The organism is Companilactobacillus zhongbaensis, assembly GCF_003946515.1.
Taxonomy (GTDB): domain Bacteria; phylum Bacillota; class Bacilli; order Lactobacillales; family Lactobacillaceae; genus Companilactobacillus; species Companilactobacillus zhongbaensis.
Window position 1 is genome coordinate 69,194 of the sequence record NZ_RHOM01000001.1, and the last position, 11,751, is coordinate 80,944.

The following is an 11,751-nucleotide window of genomic DNA, read 5'->3' on the forward strand; positions in this document are numbered from 1 at the left end:
CTTACGAAGGAGTTAAATATGACAGATAAACTAATCAAAGCCGTTTCAACAAACGGTAAGTTTCGGGTCTACGTCATCGACGCAACACAGACTGTAGCTGAAGCCCAACAACGTCACGATACTTGGACTAATTCAACTGCTGCCTTAGGTCGGACAATGATCGGTTCGATCTTGATTGCCACTTCGGCACTTAAAGAAGATGAATTAATGACGACTCGGATCGTCGGTGATGGTCCCGCTGGAGCAATCGTCGTTGATGCCGATGCCAAAGGTAATACTAAAGGGTACATCCAAAACCCACACGTTAGTTTGCCATTAAATGATAAGCATCACATCGATGTTCGAGGAGCAGTCGGAACTGCTGGTTCTTTGAGTGTCACTAAAGACCTTCATTTAAAAGAACCTTTTACCGGTCAAACACCGATTGTTTCCGGTGAGATCGGGGAAGACTTTGCATACTACTTAGCTAAGTCAGAACAAATCCCATCAGCAGTGGGCGTTTCGGTTTTCGTTCAACCAAATGAAACAGTCGGAAAAGCCGGCGGCTTTTTGATTCAAACGATGCCAGGTGCAACCGACAAAGATATCACCCAGATCGAAAACAACTTGAAGATCATTCCTAACATTTCCGAGTTGATGAATGAAGGCCTCAGTGTTGAAGAGATCATGGACAAATTGATGAATGGGATCGAAGTCAAAGTACTCGATCAAATCAGTGTTCAATTCAAATGTGATTGTTCAAAAGAAAAATTCTCGAAGTCATTAGCCACATTGCAAGATAAAGAACTCCAAGCCATGATCGATGAAAACCAAGGTGCAGAGGCAGTTTGTAAGTTTTGTAATAACAAATACCAATTCAGTGCTGATGATCTAGCACAAATTATTGCTGAAAAAAATAGCTGATATTTGCCAACCAATTACAATTTTTGATATCATGACAAGTTGTAACTGAAAAAATAGAGGTACTCGTAATGGAATGGAAAATAGGTAACGTTACGATTCCGAATCAAATCGTCGTTGCACCAATGGCAGGGATCACGAATAAGTCATTCAGATTGACTGCCCGTGAGTTTGGTGCTGGCATGGTCGTCTGTGAGATGGTCAGCGATAAAGGAATCCAATTTCGAAATAAAAAGACCCTTGGTATGCTTTCGGTAGATCCTAACGAGCATCCCGTGAGCATTCAACTTTTTGGTGGGGATCAAGAGAACTTAGTCAAGGCTGCTCAGTTTGTTTCTGAGAACACCGACTGTGATATTATTGATATCAACATGGGTTGTCCCGTCAAAAAGGTCACTAAAGAAGATGCCGGATCTAGATGGTTGTTAGATCCCGATAAAATTTATCAAGTAGTCAACGCAATCAGTTCATCTATCGACAAGCCGTTGACCGTTAAGATGAGAACAGGCTGGGACAGTGATCATATTTATGCTGTCGAAAACGCCTTAGCTGCTGAAGCTGGTGGTGCCAGTGCGATTGCTATGCACGGTCGGACGAAAGCTCAATTTTATCAAGGCCAAGCTGACTGGGAGATCCTCCACGAAGTTGCTAGCAAGTTAACAATCCCATTCATGGGTAACGGTGATATCAAAACACCGCAAGATGCTAAATACATGATCGAAGAAGTTGGCGCAGACGCCGCTATGGTCGGTCGTGCCGTCTTGGGTAACTTGTGGAAACTAAACGCGATGGAGCATTACATCGAAACTGGCGAACTGTTACCAGAACCAGAACCTCGTGAAAAAATAAATACAGCTAAAATTCAGCTCGAACGTCTGGTAGACTTAAAGGGTGAGAAAGTCGGAGTTCCAGAATTCCGAACACAAGCTGCGTACTATCTCAAAGGTATCCCTCATGCTGTGCGGACACGTGCCCAAGTCATGGAAGCTGATACCATGAAAGAAGTATTTGATATTCTGGATAAATTTGTTGATAACTACGAGAAGCGCGAAATGAAATCAAGCAAAGCTTCCTAGGAAAAGGGGAAAAGAATTTGAGTAACAAGAAGAAGCTAACTGGCGAAGAAAGACAAATGAATGACCAATTACGAGTTCGCCGTGAAAAACTCCAAGAACTTTATGATGAAGGCGTAGATCCATTCGGCTCACGCTTTGAAAGAACAGCTCTAGCACAAGAGATCCATGACAAATATGGTGATGAAGACAAGGAAACTCTTGAAGAACAAGATCTTCCCGTTGTAATTGCTGGTCGTATGGTCTCAAAACGTGGTAAGGGTAAAGTTGGTTTTGCTGACATCCGTGATCGTTCTGGAAGAATCCAGATCTATATCCGTAAAGATGAAGTCGGCGAAGAAAACTATCACATTTTTAAGCGTTCAGACTTAGGTGACCACTTAGGAATCCACGGTGAGATCATGAAAACTGATATGGGTGAGTTGACGATCAAAGTTAACCACGTAACTATGCTTTCTAAATCACTCCGTCCATTACCTGACAAGTTCCACGGTTTAACTAACGTTGAACAAATTTATCGTCAAAGATATTTGGACTTGATCGCTAACCAAGATAGTTTTGACAGATTCCAAAAGCGGACTAAGATCATTGCTGCTGTGAGAGAATATCTTGATGGCGAAGGATTCATGTCCGTGGAAACACCAGTGTTGAATACTCAAGCCGGTGGTGCCAGTGCCCGTCCATTCATTACTCATCACAACGCCTTAGACATGCAAATGTACTTGAGAATTGCGCTTGAATTGCCATTGAAGCGTTTGATCGTTGGTGGCTTTGAACGAGTTTATGAAATTGGTCGTGCTTTCCGTAATGAAGGATTGGATACACAACACAATCCGGAATACACTAGTTTGGAAACTTACGCTGCATATTGGGATATGACTGATGTCATGAAAGAAGTCGAAGGAATTTTCCGTCACGCAGCTGATAAAGCTTTAGGTACACAAAAGTTCACTTATCAAGGTGAAGAAGTCGATCTAAGCAAGCCTTTCAAACGAATCAAGATGGTCGATGCTATCAAGGAACAAACAGGCGTAGACTTCAGTCAAGATATGTCACTAGAAGATGCTCGTAAGATTGCTGACGAAAAAGGCGTTAAGTATGAAGAATTCTGGGGCGTAGGTCACATCATTTCTGAGTTCTTCGACAATTTCGTTGAAGACACTTTGAAAGAACCTACTTTTGTTTACGAATACCCACTAGAAGTTTCTCCATTAGCTAAGAAGTCAAAAGACAATCCTGACTTCACTGACAGATTCGAATGCTACATCTTAGGTCACGAGTTTGGAAATGCCTTCACTGAGTTAAATGATCCCATCGATCAAAGAGCCAGATTTGAAGCCCAAGCTAAAGAACGTGAACAAGGAAATGACGAAGCCGAACACATCGATGACGATTTCGTCGAAGCATTGGAATACGGTATGCCTCCAACAGGTGGTTTAGGAATCGGAATCGACCGTCTAGTTATGCTATTAACAGATGCACCATCGATTCGTGATGTCATCTTGTTCCCAACTATGAGACCTGAAGACAATTCTGAAAACAATGAAGAAGAATAATCAATAAGTCCACGGAAGTGGGCTTTTTTTTTACGATTTTTCTGGCTTTTTTGACCGTCTTTGATATGATAAATAAATACCGTTTAAAAAGCTGAATTAGCCAATTGATCGAGTTTGATTTAAGACTGTTATCGATTGTCCAAGTAGGGATGAAGGTGGATCAACCACCAGCAAGTTATGCTCGAAAAAAATTGCTAACAAATCGTCAAATTTTTGTTGACAATAATTATCTTCAAACGGTATACTAATATAGTTGTTTCAAAGACATGGAGGATTAGCTCAGCTGGGAGAGCATCTGCCTTACAAGCAGGAGGTCACAGGTTCGATCCCTGTATCCTCCATTAAGCATTTTGCTTAATGGTTTACAGTTTTATAGTTTTGCGGGTGTGGCGGAATTGGCAGACGCGCTAGATTTAGGTTCTAGTGTCCATTGGACGTGAAGGTTCAAGTCCTTTCACCCGTATTGGTTTTAAATTAAATCATAATTGTAAATGTCGCCGACTTAGCTCAGTTGGCAGAGCATCTGTCTTGTAAACAGGGGGTCGGAGGTTCGAATCCTCTAGTCGGCATTTTGCGGAAGTAGTTCAGTGGTAGAACATCACCTTGCCATGGTGGGGGTCGCGGGTTCGAATCCCGTCTTCCGCTTTTAGTGTTAGTTAATCGGGAAATAGCTCAGTTTGGTAGAGCATCACGTTCGGGACGTGGGGGTCGCAAGTTCAAATCTTGTTTTCCCGATTCATATATTGGGATTAGCAATCGTTTTTATAACGGTTGCTTTTTTTATTGCTCCGAGAAGGGTGTATGAGAGTTGGGCGGACAGAGGCGTTTTGCTTGTGCTGGCGTTGGTGATTTTTGGTGGTTGGAGGTTGAGTTAGTAGTTTGGTGTGGTGGTTCAATGCCGACTCCGGGGCCCGGGATACACACACTGGAACGCTGCCGGCATCGATTGGAGCTATCCGGGAAGTTCGCCCGGACATCTCCAATACGAGCCTTCCTCTATGCTCCTTCATCGCCAAGAGGAATCTGGCGGCTGAGTTGTGTATCCCGGGCCCCTCCGTCTAGATAGATCAAATCCCCTTTTGTTTTAGTTGGGGAATAGGTGCTTCCTATTTTTATGCGCTAGATTTGTTCTGGTTGTTCTCCTTGCTGCCTTGCAGTGCGCGGGACTTCGCTCCGCTTATTTTTATTCCTGACGGTTTTTGCTGCCATGATTGTTTCTTTGAGATTCGTTTTCTTCTCTCGGGCTGTCGCTTTGCTCCCGCCTTGGGCTTGTTTTGTTTTATCAATTAATATTTTTAGGATTATTTTTGTCTGTTTTTTTATTGATAATTCTTCGCTGTTGCTTCGCTCCAGCTCAAAGGGTCGGTGGGGTGTCGCCGTTGCTTCGCTCCAGCTCCATCGGCATTAGTAGTTGTTGACTGTTCTTTACTGTGCTTCAATCACATCTCAACACTTCATTAGCTTTTTATTTTCTACATTTATGTTTTATTAAGTCCAATCTCTTTACAATTGTTTTCAAAAACACTAATATTATTATCCTTAAACATTTTATATAGACCTTTTTTGAATTATCTTTCATCTTTCAAGTCTTTATTGATGAAACATATTGAAGTTGTTGGTAAAATATTCATTAAATACATGAATTTATTTTTGAACCAATTTGTTTGAATCGAAGAACAATAATGTTATGGTTGCTTTAGATTCAGGTGGAGTAATGTTTAGGAGATGTTAGAGATCTGATGTGTTTGCGAGTGTTTCACTTGCAATTTTATTTATCAGAATTATACTTTCATCACAAGTAAATAAGTAAGTCGAGGTAACTATTATGGACAAGGTGTTTACTGAAAGCGCGAAAAACGCACTTGTTTTGGCTCAAGAGCAGGCTAAGACATTTCATCATAATGCTGTTGGAACTGAACACATTTTGCTAGGTCTAACTATGGAAAATGATGGTATTGCTGGTATTACTTTGCGTGATTTAGCTGTTAGCGATCGAGACGTTCAAGAAGAAATCGAACATCTTACCGGTTACGGCGACACGTCGGCTAATGCTGCTAGTGGGATTTACCTTCCTTACTCACCTAAGGGACAACAAATCCTTTCCAGTTCTGAAACTGTTTCAAACCAATATAGTTCTAGTCGGATCGGTACTGAACATATCTTGCTAGCTATTTTGGATGATACTGATAATTTAGCAAATAGAATTTTAACTAACTTGGGTCTTAGTTTGACTAAGACTAAGAACTTACTATTAAGTAAGATGGGTATGAGTAACAAGGGTGCTCGTCGTGGCCTTGGTATGAATCAAAAGAAGAAGGCTGTTCAAGCTGGTACTCCTACTTTGGATTCACTCGCCCGTGATTTGACTAAGCTGGCCGCTGACAATCGGGTCGATCCTGTTGTTGGTCGGTCACGTGAAGTCGAAAGAACTATTCAGATCCTTAGTCGTCGGACTAAGAATAATCCTGTTTTAGTTGGGGAACCTGGTGTTGGTAAGACTGCTATCGTTGAAGGACTTGCAGAAGCCATCATCAAAAAGGATGTCCCAGCTGACATGCAAAACAAACGGATCATGATGCTTGATATGGGCTCATTAGTTGCTGGTACTAAGTATCGTGGTGAGTTCGAGGACCGTTTGAAGAAAATCATTGAAGAAATTTATGCTGATAAGCACGTAATTTTATTCATTGACGAGTTGCATACTTTGATCGGTGCTGGTGGTGCCGAAGGTGCTATTGATGCATCTAACATCTTGAAGCCTGCTTTGGCACGTGGTGAGTTGCAATTGATCGGTGCTACAACATCAAACGAATATCAAAAGTACATTGAAAAAGATACTGCTTTGGAACGTCGTTTCGCTAAGGTATACGTTGAGGAACCTACTGCAGAAGAATCAGTTCAGATCTTGGAAGGCTTGAAGCCACGTTATGAACAACATCATGGTTTAACCATTTCTGATGAAGCTGTTAAAGCTGCGGTACGTTTATCAACTAGATACTTAACTAACCGTTTCTTGCCCGACAAGGCTATCGACTTGATCGATGAAGCTTCAGCTAAAGTTCGGATCCACAATTCTGAGAAGAACAATAAGTTGGAACAAATGGTCCTTGCATCGAAGAAATTGATCGATGAAAAGAATACGGCTATCTTGAATCAAGACTTTGCTAAGGCTGCTCAGATTCGTGAAAAGGAACAAGACTTGCAAGCTGATATCGAAGACTACAAGCAAAAGCAAGCTGACGGTAAAGAAAAGAAGCCGGTAGTTACAGAAACTGATATCGCTGAGATCATTTCTGACTGGACTGGTGTTCCAGTAACACAGATCACTAAGAAGGAAAGCGAAAGACTCTTAAATCTTGAAAAAGAACTCCACAAGCGGGTTGTTGGTCAAGACAGTGCTATTAGTGCCGTATCTCGTGCTATCCGTCGTGCTAGAAGTGGTATGAAAGATCCTAACAGACCAATTGGTTCATTCATGTTCCTTGGACCTACTGGTGTTGGTAAGACCGAACTGGCAAAATCAATTGCTGAAGTAATGTTTGGTTCAGAAGACAACTTGATTCGTGTTGATATGTCAGAATACATGGAACAATACAGTACTTCTAAACTAATTGGTTCAGCTCCTGGATACGTTGGCTTTGATGAAGGTGGTCAATTAACTGAGAAGATCAGAAACCAACCTTATTCAGTAGTCTTACTAGATGAGGTTGAAAAGGCCCATCCAGATGTATTCAACATTTTGTTACAAGTCTTAGATGATGGTATTTTAACTGATGCTAAGGGACGCAAAGTTGACTTTAGAAATACGATCATTATCATGACTTCTAACTTGGGAGCTCGTTCTCTAGAGGATGACCGTGAGGTTGGATTTGGCGCTAAAGATGTTAGAACCGACTTTAAAGAGATGCAATCACGTATCGATTCTGAATTGAAGAAATTCTTTAGACCAGAATTTTTGAATCGTATTGATGAAACAATTGTCTTCAAGGCTCTTGATAAAGAGCAACTCAAAGCTATCGCTAAGATTATGAGTAACAATCTTAGAAAGAGACTTGAGGAGAGAAATATCAAACTATCTATTTCTCCATCAGCACATGATGATTTAGTTAAAGATGGATACAATCCAGAGTATGGTGCTCGTCCAATGAGACGGACGATCCAACGTGAGATCGAGGATCCTGTAAGTGAGTTGCTATTAATGAACAACATTACAGAAGGCGATACGATCAAGGTTGGCTCGAAGAAGGGCAAACTTGAGATCAACATTGCCAAACCAACTAAGAAAAATGACAAAACAAATAAGAATTTGAACGATAATAAAAAAAGTGACAAAGTCAAGAATTAATTAAGCTTTTTCCATTGACAAAGTGGATTAAGGCTAGTAATATGGCTCTTGAGATTTAAAGTTCAAAACGCAAACTGCGATCTATTGTCCGCAGCGATGCCGTATAGAAAAAAGCAAAGATGGAAATAAAGTTTCTATTTTTGGTTTTTTTTTGCCCTAAAACAGGTTTTAAAACCGTTTTCAGGCAAAATGTAACGAAACTGTAACATTTCTAACGGCAACTTTTTGAGCAAAAATAAATGTTGAGGTGAAGAATTTGACTTTTCATAACGTAAATTATGGTGCACACCGTGTTCGTCGTAGTTATGCCAAGATCAAGGAAGTACTTCCACTACCAAATCTTATCGATATTCAACAAAACTCATACAACTGGTTTTTAGATGAAGGTCTAAAAGACATGTTTGATGACGTTATGCCAATCGATGACTTTGCTGGAAACCTTTCTTTGGAATATGTTGACTACAAGCTTCTCGAACCAAAATATACAGTTGAAGAAGCTAGACAACATGATGCTAATTATTCAGCCCCATTACACGTTACTTTGAAATTGACTAACCATGAAACTGGTGAAATCAAGACTCAAGACGTGTTCTTTGGTGACTTCCCAATAATGACAGAACAAGGTACTTTCATTATTAATGGTGCTGAACGTGTTATCGTTTCACAATTAGTTCGTTCTCCTGGTATCTATTACAATGCTGATACTGATAAGAACGGTCGTATTAGTTATGGAACAACTGTTATCCCTAACCGTGGTGCTTGGTTGGAATATGAAACTGATGCCAAAGGTTTAGGATATGTAAGAATTGATAGAACTAGAAAACTTTTGATCACTGAATTAGTTCGTGCTCTTGGTTTCGGTTCAGATGCTGAGATCTTAGACATCTTCGACGAAAATGATACATTGAACCGTACTCTTGAAAAGGATGTTCACAAAGATACTTCAGACTCACGTGTTGAAGAAGCTTTGAAGGATATCTATGAAAGACTACGTCCTGGTGAACCTAAGACTGCGGACAGTTCTCGTTCATTGCTTTATGCTAGATTCTTTGACCCACGTAGATACGATTTAGCTGCTGTTGGTCGTTACAAGATCAATAAGAAGTTAAACCTCAAGAATCGTTTGCTCAACCAAACATTAGCAGAAACATTGGCTGATCCTGACACTGGTGAAGTTGTCTTAGCTAAAGACACAGTCATTGACCGTGATGCTATGAACAAGTTGAGTGACTATTTAGATCGTGATGATTTCAAGACAGTTACTGTTCAACCTTCAGACGAAGGTGCTCAAACAGACCCTGTTACACTTCAAATCATCAAGGTTTACTCACAAGATGACAACGAAAAAGTCGTAAACATTATTGGTAATGGTCACATTGATGAACACAACCGTACAATCCAAGTTGCTGATATTTTAGCTGGTTTGAACTACTTCTTGAACTTAAAAGAAGGTATCGGATCAACTGATGATATCGACCACTTGGGTAACCGTCGTATTCGTTCAGTCGGTGAATTACTTCAAAACCAATTTAGAATTGGTTTGTCACGTATGGAACGTGTTGTACGTGAAAGAATGTCAATTCAAGACTCATCAACTGTTACACCTCAACAATTGATCAATATTAGACCAGTAGTTGCTTCAATCAAGGAATTCTTTGGTTCATCACAACTTTCACAGTTCATGGATCAAACTAATCCACTTGGAGAACTAGAACACAAGCGTCGTCTATCAGCCCTTGGACCTGGTGGTTTGACTCGTGATCGTGCCGGATATGAAGTTCGTGACGTTCACTATACTCACTATGGTCGTATGTGTCCTATCGAAACACCCGAAGGTCCTAATATCGGACTTATTAACAACTTGGCTTCATACGCTATCGTTAATAAATATGGTTTCATTGAAACACCATATCGTCGTGTATCATGGGAAACTCACAACGTTACTGATAAGATCGATTACTTAACAGCTGACGAAGAAGATAACTACATCGTTGCTCAAGCTAATACTAAGTTGAACGATGATGGATCATTTGCTGATACAACAATTTTGGCTCGTTACAAAGATGACAACATCGAAACAACGGCTGAAAAAGTCGACTACATGGACGTTTCACCTCGTCAAGTAGTTTCTGTTGCTACAGCATGTATTCCTTTCTTGGAAAATGATGACTCGAACCGTGCCTTGATGGGTGCTAACATGCAACGTCAAGCTGTTCCTTTGATCAATCCACATGCTCCATTAGTTGGTACAAGTATGGAATATATCGCAGCCCATGACTCTGGTGCTGCTTTGATTGCACAACATGCTGGTACAGTTCAATATGTTGATGCTAAGAAGATCACTATCGAACGTGACGATGACGGCACGATCGATGAATACAAAGTTACAAAATTCCGTCGTTCAAATAATGGTAAGTCATACAACCAAAGACCAATCGTTCGTAAGGGGGAAGAGATCAAAGTTGGTGACATCATTGCCGATGGTCCTGCCATGGAAGGTGGAGAATTAGCTCTAGGTCAAAACCCATTGATCGCCTTCATGACTTGGAACATGTATAACTACGAAGATGCTATCGTACTTTCAGAAAAATTAGTTCGTGAAGATGCATATACTTCCATCCATATTGAAGAGTATGAATCAGAAGCACGTGATACTAAACTTGGACCTGAAGAGATCACTCGTGAGATTCCTAACGTTGGTGAAGAATCATTGAAGGACCTCGACGAGTTCGGTGTTATCCGTATCGGTGCTGAAGTTCGTGACGGTGACATCTTAGTAGGTAAAGTTACACCTAAGGGTGTTACAGAATTATCTGCTGAGGAACGTCTATTGCACGCTATCTTCGGTGAAAAAGCTCGTGAAGTTCGTGATACATCACTCCGTGTACCTCACGGTGGTGGCGGTATTATTCAAGACGTTAAAGTCTTCACTCGTGAAGCCGGCGACGAATTGAACCCAGGTGTTAACATGATGGTTCGTGTTTACATCGCTCAAAAACGTAAGATCCAAGTTGGTGACAAGATGGCTGGTCGTCACGGTAACAAGGGTACTGTTTCAATCGTTGTTCCTGAAGAAGACATGCCTTACATGCCAGACGGTACACCAGTTGATATCTTGTTGAACCCAATGGGTGTTCCATCCCGTATGAATATCGGACAAGTTCTTGATCTTCATTTAGGTATGGCTGCTAGAAAACTGGGTATCCACGTTGCAACACCTGTTTTCGATGGTGTTACAAACGAAGAACTATGGGATATCGTTAAAGAAGCTGATATGGATTCAGATGGTAAGTCGATCCTTTATGATGGACGTACTGGTGAACCATTCAAGAACCGTGTAGCGGTTGGTGTCATGTACTACATGAAGTTAGCCCACATGGTTGATGATAAATTGCACGCTCGTTCAATCGGACCTTACTCACTAGTTACACAACAACCACTTGGTGGTAAAGCACAGTTCGGTGGACAGAGATTTGGTGAAATGGAAGTTTGGGCATTAGAAGCTTATGGTGCTGCTTACACACTTCAAGAAATCTTGACATACAAGTCTGATGATATCGTTGGACGTGTTAAGACTTATGAAGCCATTGTTAAGGGTGAAAGTATTCCTAAACCAGGTGTTCCTGAATCATTCCGTGTTCTTGTTAAAGAATTACAAGCTCTTGGACTTGATATGAAAGTTCTTGACAATAACCAAAAAGAAATTGAACTTAGAGATATGGATGACGATGACGATACAGTAAGTATTGACGCATTATCGAAATTTGCTAAGCAACAAGAACAAAAACGTGCTGAAGAAGAAGCTAAGAAGTTAGAATCAGAAGAAGGTAATTCGACTGTACAATCTAACAGTTCACAAGAAACAAAATCAGAATAA

5 protein-coding genes and 5 tRNA genes are annotated in these 11,751 nt (G+C 40.8%); all 10 read left to right on the forward strand.

Annotated elements, in window-relative coordinates:
• Positions 1 to 18: 18 nt before the first annotated feature.
• The 10 genes from hslO to rpoB all read left to right on the forward strand — a co-directional run bounded on the left by hslO (position 19) and on the right by rpoB (position 11,751).
• Positions 19 to 903 carry an Hsp33 family molecular chaperone HslO gene (gene hslO / locus EKM69_RS00310; protein ID WP_125706966.1) on the forward strand — a complete coding sequence of 295 codons (885 nt, stop codon included), beginning with the start codon at positions 19 to 21 and terminating at the stop codon, positions 901 to 903.
• 68 nt (positions 904 to 971) lie between these two features.
• The gene (gene dusB / locus EKM69_RS00315; RefSeq protein ID WP_125706968.1) at positions 972 to 1,976 is read left to right on the forward strand and encodes a tRNA dihydrouridine synthase DusB; all 1,005 of its coding nucleotides are present in this window, start codon (positions 972 to 974) and stop codon (positions 1,974 to 1,976) included.
• 56 nt (positions 1,977 to 2,032) lie between these two features.
• Entirely contained in the window at positions 2,033 to 3,529 is a 1,497-nt protein-coding gene (gene lysS, locus EKM69_RS00320) for a lysine--tRNA ligase (protein WP_125707264.1), read from the forward strand.
• A 268-nt stretch (positions 3,530 to 3,797) separates the two neighbouring features.
• Positions 3,798 to 3,870, forward strand: a tRNA-Val gene (locus EKM69_RS00325).
• 39 nt (positions 3,871 to 3,909) lie between these two features.
• A tRNA-Leu gene (locus EKM69_RS00330) sits at positions 3,910 to 3,992 on the forward strand.
• A 33-nt stretch (positions 3,993 to 4,025) separates the two neighbouring features.
• A tRNA-Thr gene (locus tag EKM69_RS00335) sits at positions 4,026 to 4,098 on the forward strand.
• A 4-nt stretch (positions 4,099 to 4,102) separates the two neighbouring features.
• Positions 4,103 to 4,174, forward strand: a tRNA-Gly gene (locus EKM69_RS00340).
• A gap of 16 nt (positions 4,175 to 4,190) precedes the next feature.
• Positions 4,191 to 4,264, forward strand: a tRNA-Pro gene (locus EKM69_RS00345).
• A gap of 1,090 nt (positions 4,265 to 5,354) precedes the next feature.
• Entirely contained in the window at positions 5,355 to 7,874 is a 2,520-nt protein-coding gene (locus tag EKM69_RS00350) for an ATP-dependent Clp protease ATP-binding subunit (RefSeq protein ID WP_125706970.1), read from the forward strand.
• Positions 7,875 to 8,130: 256 nt separating this feature from the next.
• On the forward strand, positions 8,131 to 11,751 hold the full coding sequence (gene rpoB, locus EKM69_RS00355; RefSeq protein WP_125706972.1) for a DNA-directed RNA polymerase subunit beta: 3,621 nt from the start codon (positions 8,131 to 8,133) through the stop codon (positions 11,749 to 11,751).